Here is a 20831-nt window from a genome sequence, read left to right as displayed (position 1 = left end):
GAAGACGAAAGAGGGAGGACCCGGCAAATGTTTAAAAAGCTTTTTGCGGTGGCGATGACCGTTATGTGCTTGACCGGCATTCTGGTGCCTGTCGGATCAAATGCCGCATTTGCGGCTGCAGCCGAAGGAATTACGACCAGGAACGTGGCCATTAACGCGGCAGCAACGGCTTCCGGCCAGTGCAACGCGAACGAAAGTGCCAGCAACGCCGTGGACGGAAAGACCGATACGAAATGGTGCGATAACACTTCCGCCCAGAAGAAATGGCTCAAGCTTGATTTGGGCAAAGAATATTTGGTTAACGAATGGGTGCTGCAGAACGCGGCGATTAACGAGTCCGGCAACAGCCCGTTCTGGAATACGAAAAACTTCAGACTTCAAAAAAGCGATGACGGCGAGACATGGACGGATGTCGACATCGTGACGAATAACGCTCAGACGATTGTGGACCGGTTCGTTACTCCGTTCACCACGCGGTACCTCCGTCTCTACATCGACAAGGCGGCGTATGACAGCAACATCGCCCGGATCTACGAGCTGGAAGTATACGGAGTTGAAGCCGATCAAATTCCGGCTGAACCGGAGACGAATCTGGCTCCGATCGATTACGTAGATCCTTTCATTAATACGCTTGGCGATAACGGTCAGACCAACCCTGGCCCTACAACGCCGTTTGGTCTGGTATCGCTTGGTCCGGACAGCGACGGCGGAGCATTCAGCGGTTATTACTACGAGAACAAAAACCTGAAGGGCTTCTCCCATCTTCGCTTCAGCGGCGTAGGCTGCAGCGGCGGAGGCGGCAACATCCTGATGATGCCGGAGACGCGCGATTTTACGAAGAACGTTGCGGATTACAAGCAGAAGTATGACAAGAGCAGCGAGCAGGCATCCGCAGGCTTTTACGGCGTGACGCTTGCCTCCGGCATTAACGTGCAGCTGACTTCTTCCGATAACGTAGGCTTCCACAAGTATACGTTCCCGGACACGGCCAATACCGGTTCCGTTCTGGTCGATCTGTCGAACTCTTACGCGGGTATGGTGGATGCGAACCTGAAAGTAACGGGCAGCAACGAAATTACGGGGATGATCAAATCCCAGAACGTCTGCGGCCATGGCTACTACACAATCTATTACTCGATTCAATTCGATCATGACTTTGATTCCTACAGCTCGTGGCAAGGCGATTCCGTAGGCGCGGTAGCTCAGCGCAGCGGCTCGAACAGCGGCGTATGGCTGAACTTCAACACGGCAGGCAGCAAGACGGTTCAAGCCAAGGTAGGTCTGTCGACGATTAGCGTGGAGCAGGCGCAAGCGGAGCGCGGCTTGTACTCGGACTGGAATTTTGACGCCCGTCACGAGGAAGCAAGAGCAGCTTGGAGCAACGTACTGAACAAGGTTGAAATTACGGATGCGGATGAGCAGAACAAGCGCGTATTCTATACGCAAATGTACCACTCTTATCTGAGCCCGAAAAACGTAACAAGCTCGGCCGGCACGTTCAAAGCAGGCAGAGACGAGAATACGGTTCGCCAGGCTTCCGAGCTGGGCGATGACTTCGAGTATTACAACGGCTGGACGACATGGGATGACTTCCGCAAATACGCGATGTTCTCCTTGTTTGAGCCGCAGCGCTACAACAACATGGTGAAGTCGCTTGTGGATCTTTACAATACCCGCGGCACTTATACCCAATGGGGCGACGGTTACTGGCCAAGCCCAACGGTCCGGAACGAATTCAACGGACAAGTTATTCTTGATGCGTACGCGAAAGGCTTCCAGGACTTTGACGTCTATAAGGCGTTAAAAGGAATGGCGGTTGACGCGGACAACTTCTCCATCAGCGACGGGGAAATTTCCGGCAAGCTGGAGAAGGCGAACAGCGCATCGTTCCCGATGAAGCTGGCTCAGCTGATCGGAGACAAAGCAACGTTCGAGAAGTACAAAGAGCTTGCCCTGTCTTACAAAAAGCTGTGGAATCCCACGCAGGTAGATGAAAAAGGCACCCCAACCGGCTTCTTTACGCCAAACGGAACAACGGTTGGAGCAGGCGACATTCAAGCGGTTGACCGTTATGCTTATCAGGGCAACCTGTGGCAATACCGCTGGTCCGCGCCGCAGGATATCAACGGCCTTGCGCAGTTGATGGGCGGCAAGACGGAGATGGCGAAGCAGCTGAAGCACTTCTTCGAGATTGACGAGTATATGGCGATCAACGAAGAAGATATCTCGGCGCCGTATTTGTTTAACTATCTGGGTTATCCATACCTGACGCAATACTATGCAAGAGAGTTTACGACGGAAGTCGTGACGCAGAAATACCATAACCACGGGGCTTACGCCTATCCGCTTAAATCCCGCGTATACCGCGACGATCCGGAAGGCTACCTGTCTTCGATGGACGATGACGCGGGCGGCATGTCCTCCTGGTACGTCTTCAGCGCGCTTGGCTTATTCCCTGGCAACCCGGGTGAAGGTTACTTCCTGATCGGCTCGCCGATCTTCTCGGAAGTGAAGCTGCATATGGGCAGCGGGAAGACGCTTGTGATTAAGGCGGATAACGTATCGAGCGAGAACCGCTTTATCCAATCGGCAAAGCTGAACGGCAAAGACTTCAATCAGTCCTGGATCAAGTACGATGATCTGATGGCTGGCGGCACGCTTGAGTTCCAAATGAGCAGCACGCCGAACATGAGCTGGGGCGCGAAAGCCAGCGCTGCTCCTCCAACGGTTGATTACAATGCGGACATGGACAATGATTTCAACCATGAGCAGCTGATCCCCGAGAAATCGACTTGGAAATATGACGACAAAGGCAAGGAAGCCGGCGAAGGCTGGACGCAAGTAGATTTCGACGACAGCAGCTGGAGCTCCGGGAAAGCGATGCTGGGTTATGACAGCTACGGCAAACCGGCAACGACGGTCAGCTACGGACCTAATGCCAACAATAAGTATGTAACCACGTATTTCCGCAAAACCTTCGACGCGAAGGATCTGGACGGCATTCTTGAACTGGATGGCAGTCTGATCCGCGACGACGGCGCAATCGTATACTTGAACGGACATGAGATTTTCCGTACCAATATGCCTACCGGCGCCGTAAATTACAGCACGTTTGCCAATGCGACGGTTGGCGATGAACGGGATAAGAATGGCTTCATTATCGATCCTTCTTACCTGGTTGAAGGCAAAAACGTGTTGACGGCAGAGGTGCATCAGGTTAACGCAACCAGCTCGGATATCGCGTTCGAATTTAGTCTCGAAGCGGTACGCAAGCTGAACATTCCGGCTGCTCCAACCCATCCGGTTGTTGATGACAAAGCCAATACCATTGGCTGGACGCCTGTAGAAGGCATCAACAACGCATCGGATTACGAGTTCAGTACGGATGGCGGCAAGTCTTGGAAGCAAGCGAAGGCGAATCCGCAAACCGTTGGACCGCTGAACTATGCCCCAGGTATTGTTCAGGTTAGAGTTATGGCGAACGCGGCGGCCAATCGCGCGGCAGGCGAAGCCCTTCTGTCTACCGAGGCTTATACCTCGGACGTGAAGTGGGATGTGTATGACCTGGATGCCGATATTCACCAGGACGGCAACATGGTAGTGGATGTTACCGGTACGCTTAAAGGCGACTATACCGATTCGGCGGTTGTTGTCTTCCAGCTGATGGACGGCAAGGAACACGCTTGGGTATCCAGCGCGGTGCCGGTTCAGACCGGAAGCTTCGACATCTCGCAAATCTATAACGTGGATGCTAGCAAATACAAGGTTAACGTATACCTTGTCAACGAATTTAACGGAGATATCTACGAATCGCCGCTTTGGCTGGCCGATCCAATCGTGCAGCAGTCGGAGCCGGGATCGCTTCCGGATCCGGAGGGGCCGCCAGTAACCGAGGAGCCGCTGCCGGAACCAATTCCGCTGCCGGATCCGAAGCCGGATGAGCCGGAAGAACCGGAAGTGCCGGAGACGGGGATGAAGATTCAATTCGAGGACCGTGCGGAATGGACTTCCGCTGCGCATCCGAACGGTGGCGGCGGTCTGTCTACGGAAGCAGGCAACGGCGGAACGGTTGTTGCCCACACGTTTGGCGGCGCATGGCTTGCTTACAACGTTGATTTTGGCACTACAGGCTACAATAACGTGACCGTCCAATACGATGCTCCAACGGATAAGGTGCCGGCTGGCTCCAAGCTGGAGTTCCGACTCGGCAGCGTGTCCGGTGAGCTTGTGGGTACGGTTAATATGGAAGACAAGAATGCAGGCTGGGGCAGCTATATCACCACCAAAGCGAACCTGACGAGAACCCTTACCGGACAGCAGAAGCTTTATGTAGTGATGGTGGCGGGTACGCCTAACAATCTTCCGTATATCGGCAACTTCGACTGGTTCAAGTTCGATTATGAGAAGATTAGATCGGATTACGCCAAGCTTGAGCTTGAGAGCTATGACGAGTGGACTACGGATGTGAATACAGGCAATAACAACACGCCGCTGAAGACCGAAGCGGGCAAAGGCGGAGTTGGCCAGCAAGTGGCCAATACGTTTAACGGTGCTTGGCTGGCTTACAAACGTATGGACTTTGGCAGTGAGGGTGTAGACAAGTTCTCGATCGAATACGCGGGCAACTCTACCAACACCTTCAACAACTCTGCGGTAGAGGTTCGTCTTGGCAGTCCTACAGGCACTCTGGTTGGAACGGTAGCCACACCGCCAACCGCGGCTGCTTGGGGAACGTATGCTACGGTAAGCGGCAGCTTGACGCAGAAGCTGACTGGTCTTCAAGACGTTTATCTGGTATTTACGGGATCAGCTGCTAACGGAGAGACCGGCAAGAAATATATCGGCAACTTCGATAATGCTTCCTTCTCCCTGAGCGTGCAGGAGCCGGAAGAACCGGAACAACCGCAGCAGCCTGAACAAGAGCAAATTACCGTTCAGTTCGAGAGCAAGACCGAGTGGAATACCGCTCTGAACACGTTCAACAATCAAGCCATGAAGATTGAAAATAACAATGGCGGCCAGACGGTCGGCAATACGTACACAGGCGCATGGCTGGGCTTCAAGGACGTTGATTTCGGTTCGGAGAAAGGCAAGAATCAAGTATCCATCGTCTACGACGCGCCAACCAATAGAGTCCCTGCGGACGTAAAAGCAGAGATCAGGCTTGGAAGTCCAACAGGTACCTTGGTCGGGACGGTAGCGATCCCTAATACGGGCAGTACATGGGGTCAGTACAATACGGCGACGGCGGATCTGAATACGACGATCAAAGGCAAGCAGGATTTGTACATCGTAATGACGGGCAGCACGACTTCAAGTCTTCTGTACGTCGGCAACTATGACAGCTTAACCTTTGGCTACAAGCCGGTTCGCAGCGATTACGCGAAGCTGGAGCTGGAATCTTACGATGAGTGGACAACGGCTGTGAACCCGTTAAATAGTAATACGCCACTGAAGACTGAAGCGGGTAAAGGCGGAGCAGGCAAGCAAGTAGCGAACACGTTTAACGGCGCATGGCTTGCTTACAAACGAATGGACTTCGGTACGGAAGGTGTTAATACATTCGCGGTTGAGTATGCGGGTAATACCACTAACTGTTTTACGAACTCCGCCGTTGAAATACGCCTCGGTAGTCCGACAGGTACGCTTGTGGGTAAGATCTCCACTCCTCCTAAGGCAGGAAACTGGACAACTTATGACACCGTAAGCGGCACCTTGACGCAAAAGCTGACAGGCATCCAAGATGTATATCTCGTGCTTACCGGCTCGGCCGGCAATGGCGAGACAGGCAAGAAATACATCGGCAACTTCGATAACGCGGCATTTTCGTTAAAAGTATAAGGCAGTAAAAACAAAGCCCCGAATCCTTTTGAAGGATTTGGGGCTTTTTGTTCATTCGCAATTATTTTGAAGCCAAATACTCAATTCATCTATATTCATTGTTTTAGTAGCGACTTTGATAGCTACTTCATACAACTCATCATTATCGGCGATTAGCTCTTGGTTGTGGATTGTAAGAAAAACATAACAAGTTAAGACGGCAGTGCGTTTATTTGCATCGTTAAATGCGTGAGCGGTGGCTAATGTATAAAAATAAACAGCGGCCTTCCTAAATAATCCGGGATACAGTTCTTGTGAGAATGATTCCATGAAGGGTTGTTCCGCAATGAAATCAAGTCTTCCTCTATCCTTAATACCAGGTAGGCCGCCGTATACTTTTAATTGTTCATCGTGAATTTGAATAATCTGCTCTGCGGTAAGTTGTACATACATTAACTTTTAGACAACCTTTTAAGTGTCTTGTCGTATTTTTTCATGCCTTTTTTCATAGCTTCTTCAACGACACGATCACTGGCAACGGTTGTTTTAATAGTTTCTTGTTTATTAGCCACATCCTTCTCCTCCTCTTTGCCCTCCAAGAACATTCCTCCTCTACAAACGTGCTAGTAGAGAATATGTCCTTTAATAGGTTAATTATACCAGTGTGGTAGATGATTGCCTAGAATACGTTATTTACTGCAGCATAAGAGAGAAAGAACTATCGTAATAAACAAGCCGCTATTCAAAACGAAGCCTTAGTAAAAGCTTGGTTTGAACAGCGGCTGTTATTTTGCTTAAGAGTTCAGAAACGCCTCGCGTTGGCGAAGCTCGATCCGGCGGATTTTACCGGAGTTGGTTTTCGGCAGCTCGCTTACGAATTCGATTTTACGCGGATATTTGTAAGGCGCCGTTACGGATTTGACGTGATCCTGCAGCTCTTGGACCAGCTCCGGGGAACCGGAGACGCCGTCCCTCAGGACGATAAAAGCCTTCACGATATGGCCGCGGATTTCGTCCGGGCTTGCGACGGCTGCACATTCTTTAACAGATGGATGGCGGAGCAAGGCTTCTTCGACCTCAAAGGGTCCAATCGTATAGCCGGAGCTGATAATGATATCGTCCCCGCGGCCTTCGAACCAGAGATAACCTTCCTCATCCTTGCTTGCGCGGTCGCCGGTGATGAAGTACGAACCAACAATGTTGTCGCCTTTGCGATCGGGATCCTTGTAATATGACTTGAACAGGGCAGGCATATCGGTATGAACGGCAATGCTGCCGACCTCTCCCATCGGCTGCGGACGGCCTTCGTCATCAATAATCTCGACGAGACCCGGAACGATAGACTTGCCCATGGAGCCAATCTTAATAGGCGAATCCTTCAGATTGCCGATCAGCAGCGTATTTTCCGTCTGGCCGTAGCCGTCGCGGATGATGAAGCCGAACAGCTCCTCGAACTGCTTGATCACGGCTTGGTTAAGCGGCTCGCCGGCCGATACCGCGCTGCGGATCGACGACAGGTCGTAACCGGATAAGCCATCCGTCTTCGCCATGATGCGGTATTCGGTTGGCGTGCAGCACATCACTTGAACCTGGTTTTCCTGAATGATCCGCAAGTAACGTTCCGCACTGAACGAACCGTTATAGATCAAGCCGGTTGCGCCGCTGCCCAGCACGGATAAGAACGGCGTCCAGATCCATTTTTGCCAGCCTGGCGCAGCGGTTGCCCAGACCAGATCGGAGCTTTGGATGCCAAGCCATGCAGCGGTGATGCGCAGATGCGCGTAGCCCCAGCCGTGGCTGTGAACGACGCCTTTTGGATTGCCGGTTGTCCCCGACGTATAAGCGAGAATCGCCATATCATCGCGATGGGTAGCCTCGGCTTCGCGCTCTTCCGGCTGTCCTTCCATTAAGGAGCCGAGGGTGATCCAACCATCCGCTTGTCCGCCGCTAGCATCAATCCGGAACTGCAGCTCTGGCAGTTCTTCCGTAATGTTGTCTACTTCAGCGGCACCTTCTGCCCATGCGATAACCGCACGCGCTTCGGAATGCTGGAGGCGGTAGGACAGATCCTTCGCCCGGAGCATTTCGGAGGATGGAATAATGACAAGGCCAAGCTTCAAGCAGGCTACGTAAATCATATACGCTTCGATGGTTCTTGGAACCATAACGAGGACGCGATCGCCTTTTGCCAGGCCTAGTTCGTTCAAGCCGCCCGCCAGCTGGTTTACTTGATTCAGCAGGTCGTTATATGTAATGTGCGTGGTATGCCCCTGATCGTCCAGCAAGCGGAGCGCAAGCTTGTCCGACTTGTGGCGCTCAATCTCAGAGCTGATGTTATATTGTTCGGGTGCGATCCATTGATCGAAGTTCATTAGGGCCTGCTCCTTTGTCGAGTGCGTGATTCACAGCTAATTAGCGACAGTATAGCATAGGTTGCGAACATGAAAAAGAAGACTTCCGCCGAATGCGGAAGTCTTCTCTGGCCTAACTGTTTAGCCCTCTTCGTCTGAGAGCTCTTCTTCGAATTCCGTAACGCTTTCTCTGCGGCGCTCGTTCTTCTCTTCCAGCTCGTTTTGCTGCGTGCCGCTGATCTCCGAGCTGAACTCGCTCAAATACTGTTCAGTCTCCTGGATGTTCTGCTGCGTGTTCGCAATGTGCTCTTGCAGATGTTCTGCGTTATCCGTCCGATTGTCCGGCTTTGCCATACGGATATTTCCCCCTTATTCGTGTTGGTAGTCGGGCACGGCTTAGCACCCAACAGCTATTGTGGCCCAAAGACTGGATTTTTTATGCAAAAATAAACTAAAGTTAATTGTCTAAAGATTGGTTTTTCTGTTTAATTATATAAGAGGGCTTGTTTAGCTCTGCTTACACCAATCCAGCTGTATATCGGGAAGCGAATATAGAACTTTTTTCAAATAGGAGGGTGGCTCTCTATGTCGGAAATTACGGTTGAATGTCCAAATTGCGGGCACAAAAATCAGGTTGAAGCTTTGAAGCTCAGGCAGGCCAAATGCGAAGCGTGCCACGAAAGATTCATTCAAGAGGAGGTTATTCCGGCCGACTTGTCGGATGAGGAGATTGCAAGCAGCGTAGAATCGCCTCCTTCGGAAAGGCAGGAGGAAGAAGTCGATACCGACTCCTGGGCCGCCAAGATTGGCGACTACGAGGAGCAAGTGAAATACGTAAACAAAGGCTTCTGGTCCAAGGTGAGAAAATACGCGGGCAAGGTGCCTTTTTCCCATGAAGCGGTGGCGATGTACTATTGCGCGATGGACCCCAATACTCCGGTAAAAGTAAAAGTTACCGCAATCAGCGCGCTAGCTTACTGGATACTTCCGATCGACCTTGTACCGGATATTTTCCCGGTTATCGGATACGGGGATGACGCTACCGCGATCTTTGTCGCTTATAAGGCCATCAGCTCGCATATTACGGACGAGCACCGGGATAAGGCTGCAACTTTTTTTGCGAAATAAGTGTTAAATATTAGAAAGTACCTCGCTTATGGTTAGCGGGGTATTTGCATCGGAAGATGAGTTAGTCGGGAGAGGCTAGGGGGAAGCGGCAACATGAACGTGACGGAAGAGAGATGCGGGAGAGAAACGATAGAGGCAAGGCCAACAGAGGTGTTAGCCTACATCCATTCGGATGCGGACGGCTGGGAAGAGGCCGAGACGGCGCAGCAGCTCCAGCAGGTGTATGATCAGCATCGTCCGATGTATTATGATCTATATTTGGACTTTAGCAAAGAGGAGTGGCTTGCGAGAGGCGAGGCCATGGAGCTGTCTGCCGGTGATGTCTGCGTGTTATTCCGAATGGTTACCGAAGGGTTGTCCTGTACCTCCGAGATGATCTTTACGGCCAGGTACCATCAGGAGCTTGAGCCCGGCAACAAGAAGGATAGAGGCAGACTCGACAGCTACTATCGAAGATTGAAGGAACGCTTGAAGCTGTACGGCATTAAAACCGAGCATTATACCGTGAAGCCGGGGACCAGGTACTTTGTAATATATCCGGAGCAATGGGGCGAGGAGACCGGGGAGCGTTGACCTTCCTTGCCGGCAGGTATATGCTGACTTTAGAGGCTATACCGGTTGCAAAGGTGGGAAAAGCATGAATACGAACAGCTTTTATGAGGTGAAATGGAGAGAATCCGGGGATTTCCGGCCCAAGATCATGGCGTATTACTACAAGCAGTGGGAGGATTTCCATATGGGCTTCCATCAGCACGACTGGACGGAGTTCATGTACGTCATTTCCGGAAACTGCACGGTGGAGACGAATAAGGACGTTATCGCGATGCGCAAAGGCGATCTTATTATGCTGGATGCCGGCGTGCCGCATAGACTCATCGTCGAGAGCGGGAGTCCGTGCCGGATGCTGAACGTAGAGTTTGGTTTTCAGCCCTGCGATGGCATCTATCCCTCGATGAACCAGCTGGCCAATCATAATCCGATGTTCTCCAAGCTCTTGGAGCAGCGGCTTGATACCATTGTGCTGAGAGACTATGAAGATATTCAGGTGAACCTGCGGAATCTTGTATTCGAGTTGGATCTTGGCGGCGAAGGCAAGGAGCAAGGCCGCGAGATGATGACCAATCTTCTGATGTCCCAGCTGCTCGTCCGAGTTGGAAGGCTGGTTGCCGTTGAGGCGAAAAATAGCACGGAGCGCCAGATCCATCATTACGTGCGGCAAGCAACGGAATACATTCATCAATATTACGATACGGCGATTCAAGCCAAGGATATTGCGGCTGCGGTTAATCTGCATCCCGTCTATCTCCAGCGTATTTTCAAATCGAATATGAACAAGACCATCAATGAATATCTGGTGGACTTGCGTATGGATAAAGCCAAAATGCTGCTCGCCCGGACGGATGTGCCCATCATCGAGGTGGCGGATCATATCGGGCTGAACAGCCGCCAATATTTTAGCATGCTGTTCAAGAAAATGACAGGCATATCGCCTGCCGAATACCGCAAATCCAAGAATACGATCTCCAGCTGGACCGATTATGAAGTTGAAATAGTTGACAACATCTAACGCAAGCTGTTGCGAATGTGGAAACGCCTTCTTTTTCCGCCTGCTAGAATAAGGGTAACGAAAGACAACACCCTTATAGGCGAAGAGGAGGCGTTTTTTATGAGTTTTAAGGTGGCGTTTGTAGGTGCGGGAAGTATCGGGTTCACACGCGGCTTGATGAGAGACTTGCTTGCCGTGCCAGAGTTCAAGGATATCCAGGTTGCTTTTACAGACATTAACGAACATAATCTCGACATGGTTACGCAGCTGGTCCAAAGAGACATCAACGAAAATGGCTTGTCCATCGAGATTCAAGCCACAACCAACCGCAGAGAGGCGCTTAAGGATGCGCGATACGTCTTCTGCGTGGTGCGGATTGGCGGACTTGAAGCATTCCAGTACGATATCGACATTCCGCTCAAATACGGAATCGACCAATGCGTCGGCGATACCCTCTGTGCAGGCGGCATCATGTACGGCCAGCGTGGCATTGCCGAGATGCTGAACATCTGCAAGGACATCCGCGAGGTGGCGGAGCCGAATGCGCTGCTCCTTAACTATGCGAACCCGATGGCTATGCTGACTTGGGCTTGCAACAAGTACGGCGGTGTACGTACCATCGGCCTCTGCCATGGCGTACAAGGCGGCCATCACCAAATCGCTCGTGCGCTCGGTCGTGAGAAGAAGGACGTTGACATCATCTGCGCGGGCATTAACCATCAGACGTGGTATATCTCGGTTAAGACGGATGGCGTAGACCGTACGGGTGATCTCTTGGAGGCATTTGAATCGGTACCGGAATTCGCTCAGACCGAAAAGGTCCGCATCGACATGCTGCGCCGCTTCGGTTACTACTCCACCGAATCCAACGGTCACTTGAGCGAATACGTGCCGTGGTACCGCAAACGCGCCGATGAGATCAAGGACTGGATTGACCTTGGCGTATGGATCAACGGCGAGACCGGCGGTTACCTGCGCGTCTGCACCGAAGGCCGCAACTGGTTCGAGACCGACTTCCCGAACTGGATGAAGGCAGAGCCGTTCAAGTACACGGCTGAGAACCGCGGCGAAGAGCATGGTTCTTACATTATTGAAGGCCTCGAGACAGGCCGAGTCTACCGCGGTCACTTCAACGTCGTGAATAACGGCGTCATCACCAACCTGCCGGACGATGCGATTATCGAAGCGCCGGGCTATGTCGACCGAAACGGCATCAACATGCCGGTAGTCGGCGACCTGCCGCTCGGCCCAGCAGCCGTCTGCAACGTCAGCATCTCCGTCCAACGCATGGCCGTAGAAGCCGCCGTCCACGGCGACGACAAGCTGCTCCGCCAAGCGATGATGATGGACCCGCTCACCGGCGCGGTGTGCAACCCGAAGGAGATTTGGCAGATGGTCGACGAGTTGCTCGTCGCGCAGGCGAAGTGGCTGCCGCAGTATACGGAAGCCATTGCGGCAGCGGAGGAGCGGTTGGCAAGTGGTAACCTGTTGCCAACGCGGGAGAATTATCAGGGCGCTGCGCGCCTGAAGACGAAGTCGGTCGAGGAGCTCAGCCAGGATCGGGAAGCGGCGACTCGCAACGCGATTGAGTCGGATAAGGCGAAGGAGCGGCCTGCGGCCGGGGTTTGATAAATATACGAAAACTCGCTCGAGTGTTGGGCGAGTTTTTGTTTTGAGAGGATGCCGTAGGTATTTTCTTGCATCGTAATACTTTCACCCTGTTGTTCGGGAGAATGGATTTTATATACTAAGCTTAATCAATCTTATGACAGGAGTTGAGCGATTGTATAGCATATCAAACAATAGACGGCGTACGTGTCTGGGGTGCACCTGAAAGTGGAGCATTGGCGCAAGCGAAAACATGCGCAGAGCATGGGAATGTTGTTCAAACTCTTCTTATGGCGGATCATCATAAAGGGTACAGTCAGCCGATTGGCGGAGTTGTTGTATATGACGGACAAATTTCCCCTTCAGGTGTTGGTTACGATATTGCATGTGGGAATAAAGCGGTGCGGACCAATTTATTGGCAGCCGATATTAGGCCTATATTAATGAAAATAATGGATTCGATAGCTCGTAGAATTTCCTTCGGTGTAGGGCGAGTCAATAACGAGAAGGTAGACCATGACCTCTTTGATGATCCAGATTGGGCTGCATACCTAACTGTTGGTAAACAGGAACATGACAAGCTGAAAGCACTTGCTCACAATCAGCTAGGTACAGTCGGCAGTGGTAACCATTACGTAGATTTATTTGAAGAAGAGGGAACGGGGCGTCTCTGGATTGCTAATCATTTCGGTAGCCGTGGATTTGGTCACAAGACAGCAAGTGGTTTTATAAACCTCGCAGCAGGAAGAGAATTTTTTGGGAAAGCTCCCGGCGAGAAAATGGATCAACCTCCTGTATTACTTGAACTGAAAAGTGAACTTGGCGATATGTATTATAGGGCGATGAAGTTGGCAGGGCGTTATGCGTACGCAGGTCGAGATTATGTTATACAACAAGTCTTGTCCATTCTAGGGGCCGATGCGGACCTCGAAGTCCATAATCATCACAACTATGCTTGGAAAGAGATCCATAATGGAAAAGAAGTCGTTGTCGTTAGAAAAGGCGCAACGCCATCTGCGCCAGGTCAGGTTGGTTTTATCGGTGGGAGCATGGGGGACATCTCCGTCATTGTAAAAGGAAAGGACAGCATAGAGAACAAGGATTCCTTCTATAGTACAGTGCATGGGGCGGGAAGAGTTATGAGCCGGACGCAAGCGGCAGGTAAAATGAACTGGAAAACCCGAACTCGAAGCGGCGGTCAAATTACAATTGAGCAAATGAAGGATGCAGTGCGGAATTATGGTGTTGAATTGCGCGGGGCAGGGACAGACGAGAGTCCGTTTGTTTACCGGAAGCTTCAAGAAGTACTGGATGCTCATGTTGAGACGATTGAGATCATGAATGTGCTGAAGCCGATTGGTGTTTGTATGGCTGGAGCGGATGAGTTTGATCCTTATAAGGATTAATGAAAATTAGTTAGCCTAGTTTTAATAGTTTTGGTGATTATGTTACAAATAAAGTAGCTTCTAAAATCGGGAGTATTATTTTGTTTTGGGATTTTTATTGAGATGTCTAAATCTAGCTCTCAAAATTTTTATGCATAGTTTAATAATAACTATTTCAAAATTAGCTTTGAGATCATGCTCCCATATTCTAATCAAAATCCAATTATTATCGACGTAATACTGGGTAACTTCTAAATCTCTCTCTCGGTTACGGCTGATTTTATTCATCCAGTAATCCGAATTCTTAGATGGCAGCTTAAAATGCCGTTCACATCCATGCCAGAAACAAGAATCAATAAAAATGACTAATTTATACTTTTTTACCGCTATATCAGGTCTGCCGTACAATGAAAGAACATTTTTCCGAAATCTAAAACCTTTTCTCCAGAGAGCCTTAGATACGGATTGTTCTAATTTAGTGTTTTTACTTTTTACCCTCCCCATAAAATTGCTTTTAAGATTGGTCTTATTAATATCCAACACACTCCTTATATAAAATGAGAACATATGTTCTTTTTTTATTATATTATATTTCATGAGAGATGTTAGACATACTTGTATGAATTATCGGAGATTTTATTAGAATAACGTAGTATATTATTGCAAAACAGAAGCCATTTCCTCAAGGAAATGGCTTCTGTTTTTAGTTTTATAACTGACCAATCAAATTCCCCATAACCTGCGCACTTTCAGCGCGGGTCATAAGCGCTTGCGGAGCAAATAGATTATTGCTTCTGCCTTTAATTAAGCCGAGCTCCTGCGCAAGGCTCGCAGCATCCTGTGCCCAAGCACTAATGCTGCTCTTATCCGCAAATGAAGCAATATCCTTCTCAACCTCAGCCTGCTTACCCTTCACATACTCATAAGCCCGAACAGCCATAACTGCCATTTCCTCACGAGTAATAGCATCGTTAGGTGCGAACGCAATGGAGCTGCGCCCCATTACGATACCCGCCTTGCTGACAGCCCCAATATAACCGGCGTACCAAGCGTCGGCTTTCACGTCGAGGAAGATTGCTGATCCATCAACCTCTTCAAGGCCTAGTGCACGAGCAATCATAGCAGTAAATTCGGCGCGAGTGACATTGTCTTCCGGATTAAACAGGGTGTCGCTGACACCTGTGATAATATGCTTGGCAGCTATCTGTTGAATGATATCATGTGCCCAGAAGGCTGGGCTGACATCGGTGAACGATTTGTCGTACTCAAGCACGGCATATTGCGAGAAATGCTTAACATAAGCTGTCATCACACCGTCTGCTAATGTGCCGCCAACATATTGCAAAGCTCCGTCTGCTGCGATGTAATACACGCCAAGCAGATCAGGATTCGCGTTAGGATCAACGGTGAACGTAAGCTTCAATGGTTCATCGAAAGTTGATACCGGTACAATCGTGCCGTCTGCTGCGATGACCGACAATCTGAAATCATAGACAGTGCTTGCTGTTGTCAGCTTCACTGTGCTATTAACTTCCTGGTTGTTAATCAGACTATTCACTTCACCGTTCGGCACTTTAACGGCAGTGAAACTGATTTTTGCTCCAGCTGCTTTTGCACCTGTTACAGCTCCCATGATCCCGGCCAGATCATCCTTCGTAAATGAAAGGGTCATGCCATCCATAACAAGCTTCAGGGTGTTGTCGCCCACAAGCTGTATGACATTACTAGGGAACTGAACTGTATTCTTACCGTTAGCTACAGTGACGGTAATCGTACCCGAAACCGCATTTTGCAGATCTCCACTCGTCAGAACCTGTGTAGTTGCAGGAACTGTCGGTTCGGAAGGAGTTGGATTCGTTACGACTGGCGGTTGTACCCGCTCCGCTACAATAACCGTTCTAGTTACTTCATCGGCAGCATTACCGGCAGCATCAGATACGTTGTAGTGGAAGGTGTAATTGCCAGCGACGGAAGTATCCAGCGTTGTTCCGTCATTGATGTTATTGGTAATCGTCGTTATGATCTGATCCGAAATATCTCCGTCCCGGTCATCAGATGCGGTAGCACCAGCATCGGTGTAGCTAGCTCCATTCGCCAGATTAACTGTGGCATCACCAAGCAATGTGATAACCGGCTTAACTGTATCCGGATCCTCGCTCACAATAACGGATCTAGTCACTTCATCCGCCGCATTGCCAGCAGCATCAGATACGTTGTAGTGGAAGGTATAAGTACCAGCTACGGAAGTATCCAGCGTAGTACCATCATTCACGTCGTTCGTAATCGTCGTAACGATACTTCCAGTAAGATCGCCGTCCCAATCATCCAGCGCGGTAGCTCCCGCATCGGTATATTCGGCGCCGGTTGGCAGGTTAACGACCGCTTCTCCGTTCAAGGAGATAACCGGTTTAACGGTATCTTTCGCTGCAATAATTCCCTCATAAGCTGCTGTCTCCTTCGCAAGCCCCTTCGACAATTGAACGGTAAAGCTGAAGCTGCCGTTGGTATCTTCGGTTGCAGCCTGGAAGGCATCGAGCGTGATGTTATCGATAGAAGCGCCGGTTGCGCTCAACCCATCCAGCCCTTGGATCGCATCCGCAAGCCATGCCTTCACTTCATCCTCAGAGTTAGCTTTCACTTTAAATACCGAATACTCAGCTGCTTCGATAATACTCTTTGCAGTCTCGAGAGCCTGCACATCCGCAGGGTCTGCAACCCGCTTCGCAACACCAAGGTAGCTGATCAATGCCGCCTGGTTGCCGCTATAAGTGTTGTTAATCGAATAAGTGACCGTGCTGTCGACAGGCAGGGTAAAATCATAGGTCACCGTTGTGCCGTCTGGTCCAGCGATAAGACCAGTCCGTACTGGCAAGGTGACAACATTGTTGTCTGCATCCTTGTAGCTCAGGGTTATATCCATCGTCCTGTTTGTGTTATTCCACCAGTCGCGATGGAAGGAAGTAATGGTATAGTCGCCTGAGGCTAATGGAAGGACGTAGCCGAGCGGGTTGTTTATGGTGTCGGCGCCGTAAACCCCGGTCTGGCTTTTATCCGTTGCAACGACTGCACCTGTAAGAGCCTTATATTTATAGTTCGCATCGGTAGGCGTATGTCCCCAGACGGTATCGCCTGTGGAAGGCTGGTCGGCTGTATTATTAAGCAGAGCATCTCCCACTAAAGCTTTAATGGCATTATACGGCGGCGTTGTTGTACTATCCGATATCCCGGGATCTATGAAATAGACTAGGTTGTCGGGCACAACTTCGACCTGCACGGTAATGGACAGATTGTTGCCGCCGACAATCTCGCCGGTCACTTGTACGCTGGTGTATGGTGTATTGAAGCGCTCCGGCGTGTTGTTCAGCCAATGAACCGCTGCATCCGCATCCGTTGTTCCGTCAGCAAGCGTAACTTTTACCGTGTTCGGAAGTCCCGTAACGGCTTGGTCGGATCGGGTTGCGACAATTGTTGGGTACGTACCCGTGACGGCCACCGGTTGTATCCGCAGCTTGAGGGCGCTGGATGCATCCTTCAAGTTGTTAAAGGCAAGGTCTACCTTATATTGCGTAGCCGCTTCGTCGGCTAGAATCGCTTGAGCAGCTTCCAATGCCGCCGTAAAAGCTCCCCATTCCGTTGGCATGTAATCCGCTTCCGTATATTCGCTAACCTCGGTGATGAAGTCGGCGAGAGCCGCTTTGGATACCGTTCCGTACACCTCTCCCAAAATATCGATGGCATCGATGGAGAAGCTGCCGTCCTTCACTGCGACCTTCAGCGTATGAGGGCCATAGCTCAAGCCTTCATAGGAATAAGAGTCCGTCCGGTTGACCGTGGCGGCAGGAATAGCAACGTTAGTTCCAACAGGCTTATCATCTACCGCAACATCAATCGTTGCTGCTCCGGTATCGCCTACGAGACGGAAGCCAGTGCCGGTAAACGGCAGTTCAAAAGAAGTAGGATCCGCTGCATCGGCGGTTACGACGGCTTTCTCAATGGAAAGGTAGTTGCCGCTGCCGGATGCCGCGGCGGTTTTGACGATTTTGACATTATGCACGCCTGGCGTTAGGCCGCTGATCTGATAGATAAGCTGGCTGCTGCTGTTGTTGGCGTAGGCTTTGCTCGTAACGACTCTTTTCGAAGAGTCATGATTATAGCCCGTTCCAAAATCGTCCAAGTACACGTCCATCCGGACAACCGCGTTGGTGCCTTGCCCTTGGCCGTATACGGAGATGCCGGTTCCGTTAAAGGTGAGGGAGGCATAGCTGCCCGTCTCGCCGGCCCATGCATTGGTGCTGTTCGAGCTCCAAGCCGCGGTATTGCCTTCATTCTTGACCATGTACCAACGGTTCAATGTGCTCTCGGTCTTGGAGGTGCTGCTGAACAGGATGCTTGTTCCGCTGGTGGAGATCGTCCGGTTCAACCGGCCGGCACCGCCGGATATGCTATGCGACCATGGGAAGCTGCCTTCATGGTAGGTAACGCGGGAATCCAGATCATCGACCCGTTCCGTTGCGTAAGGCACATAACCGTTAACCGCTTCAACCTTCAGGTTGTCAAAAACGGATTGCTGCAGGCTTGTTTGAATCATGACCTGACCGGAGAGCGGAGCTCCGCTAGCCGTATCGTTGTAGGTTGTTACAACTTCGCCGTCTAGGGATGCGGTAATGAATTGGCTGGCTCCTTTAATGGAGATACGATGCCATTTGGAAGCATCAAAACTTGTTAAAGTGCCGCTTGCAACCGTAGCGGTCAAGCGGATCAGGCGCCATGTTCCATCCGCATAGATCCGGAACTTATAGCCGGATTCCGAATCGGAGGTAGTGCCGTTCAGCTTATGGCGCATGCCGATCGCGACATAGTTGTCTCCGGTATGGGTCGGGTCCTGATCCATCTTGAAATCAATGGATGTCTCATAGTTCGCCCAACGTTCATCGCCAAGCACGGTGTACGAGAATGGCGTTGTTGCCCAAGTACCCGGCTTGTTGCCGGAGTAGACTATCTGCTTCATGCCGTTGGAGCCGTCCTGGCCGATGCCCGGATACACCTCAAAGGCACCGCCCTGGTCGGCGGTATAACGAGGCGTACCTCCGCGACGCTCCATGTAGCTTAGGCCGTTGCTGTCCGCAGGATAATCCGCATATTCGAAATCATCCTCGTACAGGACGGCAGGATTGCTTCCGTCAACATCCAACACGGATTGCTTCGGAATATCGTTATTGCGCGTATATGGCGTGCGCGGATTGCCTGTATTCGGGTTGACCGTCGTGCTAGTCACGCTGACCATGGAATGCGGTTTGACCGTAAGGGTATACGAATAGACGTCACCATTGTCGGTCGAAGCAAGGTTAGCAAGCTGCTTGTACCAGTTGGCGTCGTAAGCCTGCCCGGCGTCGGCACCGCGTGTTTCCCACACCTGGAGCGGGTTGCCGGCGTTGGCGATATTTTTCTTCACGTCGAATTGGTATTCCGCCACCCGGTCGCTGTCATTAACCATTACGACGGAGAAGTCCTTCTTATCCGGGCTGACAAAAGCAAGGCGGTTATATTCCGCTCCGGCCGCATTGCCGTCCATCTCGCTGTTGCCGCGGCTGCCGATTACGCCAAGACTTGCGTCCGGAATGTACATCCAGTCATTGGCGGCGAATTGCGTAAATTGCATGACCGTCTGAATACCCACGTCTGGCACGTAGTAGCCGGACCATGGATCTCTTGCACCGATTAGCTCCTTGCTGCTGTACGGAGCGCCGCTGTAGAAAGCGCCTATCGCAGGCTGGAACATGTAATGCGTTCGCTTGCCTTGCGTATACATGCCGATGAAGCGGCCGGCCACGTCCAGCGCGCTGGCGACGCCGCCGAATTTTTCATCCGAATTGGCACGGTACTTGGCGAACGTCTGAGGCGCAACGCCTTCGCTGTACCAGACTTCCTTCTGGTTCTGCTCGTTGACTTTCAGGTAGTCGGCGCTGGTCGCCATGTTATAGTGATAAGCCATCACGTCCACGGCGTTCATCAGATCCGGGTCCGCCAGCATGCGGGTCGGAATGTTGAGGGAAGTATTTTCGTCGGAAGCAATAATCTTGATCTTGTTGTAGTTAGGAAATTCCGCGTCGCTGCGCATGCGGTTCGCGAACCACTTGATGAAGTTGACGTTAGGAGTGCCTGTCTCGTTGCGGTCCGGGTTAATGTAGTCGAGGTCGTAGCCGTAGGTGTTATGAATGGCAATAGCGGTATCTTTGTACCACTTGTACATTCTTTCGTAGGCGGCTAGTGTAGCGGGCTGGGAAGGATCCGTATTACCGTCGCTCCATGGCTGCACCCAGCCTGGCTGCGTCCAGCGGAGGATGCTGACTTTAATGTCGGGATTGATCGTTTTGGCATCGGCTGCAAATATGTAACCGGCTCCGCGGCGGACATTGGCTTCTTCGTCAGCAGACCGCTTGGTGGAGGGCTCAGTGCCGGAGGAGGTGTTGGAGTCGTTGCCCATCTCGATCTTAATATCGTTGATGCCAGCTCCGGTGTCCTGATTGAATAACAGATTCATCATTTCCCAGTACTGGTCGGGATGCTCTTCCTTATAGTCCAGCAGCAGGCGGGATGTATTGTTGGCGGACACAAGGCCGTAGCCTTTGAACGTATTGGCAGGGTTGGTATCGGCGGCGTCGCCGTCAATGGTAACCATGGTTGGCGCCGATTCGGCGGCAGCAGCCTTGGCAGGGGAGATTAATGGAATAGCGAGAACAAGCGCTAGAACAAATGAAAGGCTTTTTTGAAGCGGATTGCTTATCTTCATTACCTGCTCACTCCTTTGTGGACGATGGTCATGCTGCTAGTGTCTCGTCTAAGATGTGATGGTGAATGCGTATGCCAAGCAATAGCTCGCAGATGTTCCCCCTTCCGTATTCGATTACGCCGCTTTATTATAGAAAAGTTTGGAAGCGTATTCATCCAATTAATTTTACATGTAATGGAACTATCTTTACTTTTTGCGATGGA

Annotated in this window: 12 protein-coding genes; 6 read left to right on the top strand and 6 right to left on the bottom strand. The window is 51.0% G+C overall.

The features are described from left to right. Nucleotides 1-27: 27 nt before the first annotated feature. Nucleotides 28-5841, top strand: coding sequence for a glycoside hydrolase domain-containing protein (locus PJDR2_RS23540; RefSeq protein WP_015846228.1), 5814 nt, complete (start codon nt 28-30; stop codon nt 5839-5841). A 51-nt stretch (nt 5842-5892) separates the two neighbouring features. On the opposite strand, the gene PJDR2_RS23535 is transcribed toward PJDR2_RS23540, so the two are convergent. The 4 genes from PJDR2_RS23535 to tlp all read right to left on the bottom strand — a co-directional run bounded on the left by PJDR2_RS23535 (nt 5893) and on the right by tlp (nt 8525). After that, nucleotides 5893-6273 carry a type II toxin-antitoxin system death-on-curing family toxin gene (locus PJDR2_RS23535; protein ID WP_015846227.1) on the bottom strand — a complete coding sequence of 127 codons (381 nt, stop codon included), beginning with the start codon at nt 6271-6273 and terminating at the stop codon, nt 5893-5895. After that, nucleotides 6273-6419 carry a hypothetical protein gene (locus PJDR2_RS33270; protein ID WP_015846226.1) on the bottom strand — a complete coding sequence of 49 codons (147 nt, stop codon included), beginning with the start codon at nt 6417-6419 and terminating at the stop codon, nt 6273-6275. The genes PJDR2_RS23535 and PJDR2_RS33270 overlap by 1 nt, the downstream gene beginning before the upstream one ends. 195 nt (nt 6420-6614) lie before the next feature. Beyond that, nucleotides 6615-8192 (bottom strand): acyl-CoA synthetase, encoded by a 1578-nt coding sequence (locus tag PJDR2_RS23530; protein ID WP_015846225.1) that lies wholly within the window; start codon nt 8190-8192, stop codon nt 6615-6617. 120 nt (nt 8193-8312) lie between these two features. Then, nucleotides 8313-8525 carry a small acid-soluble spore protein Tlp gene (tlp, locus tag PJDR2_RS23525; protein ID WP_015846224.1) on the bottom strand — a complete coding sequence of 71 codons (213 nt, stop codon included), beginning with the start codon at nt 8523-8525 and terminating at the stop codon, nt 8313-8315. 231 nt (nt 8526-8756) lie between these two features. Between tlp and PJDR2_RS32560 the strand changes: the two genes are divergently transcribed. The 5 genes from PJDR2_RS32560 (at nt 8757) to PJDR2_RS23500 (ending at nt 13859) form a co-directional block, all read left to right on the top strand. Then, the gene (locus tag PJDR2_RS32560) at nt 8757-9299 is read left to right on the top strand and encodes a YkvA family protein (protein ID WP_015846223.1); all 543 of its coding nucleotides are present in this window, start codon (nt 8757-8759) and stop codon (nt 9297-9299) included. Between the two features lie 93 nt (nt 9300-9392). Then, nucleotides 9393-9872 carry a hypothetical protein gene (locus tag PJDR2_RS23515; protein ID WP_015846222.1) on the top strand — a complete coding sequence of 160 codons (480 nt, stop codon included), beginning with the start codon at nt 9393-9395 and terminating at the stop codon, nt 9870-9872. Nucleotides 9873-9936: 64 nt separating this feature from the next. After that, nucleotides 9937-10866 carry an AraC family transcriptional regulator gene (locus tag PJDR2_RS23510; protein WP_015846221.1) on the top strand — a complete coding sequence of 310 codons (930 nt, stop codon included), beginning with the start codon at nt 9937-9939 and terminating at the stop codon, nt 10864-10866. Between the two features lie 99 nt (nt 10867-10965). Further along, complete coding sequence (locus PJDR2_RS23505) at nt 10966-12474, top strand: alpha-glucosidase/alpha-galactosidase (protein WP_015846220.1); 1509 nt, start codon at nt 10966-10968, stop codon at nt 12472-12474. 158 nt (nt 12475-12632) lie between these two features. Next, entirely contained in the window at nt 12633-13859 is a 1227-nt protein-coding gene (locus PJDR2_RS23500) for an RtcB family protein (RefSeq protein ID WP_041614598.1), read from the top strand. A gap of 75 nt (nt 13860-13934) precedes the next feature. Here the strand turns inward: PJDR2_RS23500 and PJDR2_RS23495 are convergent, their stop codons facing one another. Then, on the bottom strand, nt 13935-14378 hold the full coding sequence (locus PJDR2_RS23495; protein WP_015846218.1) for a very short patch repair endonuclease: 444 nt from the start codon (nt 14376-14378) through the stop codon (nt 13935-13937). Between the two features lie 169 nt (nt 14379-14547). After that, the gene (locus PJDR2_RS32085) at nt 14548-20628 is read right to left on the bottom strand and encodes an S-layer homology domain-containing protein (protein WP_015846217.1); all 6081 of its coding nucleotides are present in this window, start codon (nt 20626-20628) and stop codon (nt 14548-14550) included. Nucleotides 20629-20831: the final 203 nt, after the last annotated feature.

The organism is Paenibacillus sp. JDR-2, from assembly GCF_000023585.1.
Classification (GTDB): domain Bacteria; phylum Bacillota; class Bacilli; order Paenibacillales; family Paenibacillaceae; genus Pristimantibacillus.
This window is presented reverse-complemented; position numbering and strand designations above follow the sequence as displayed.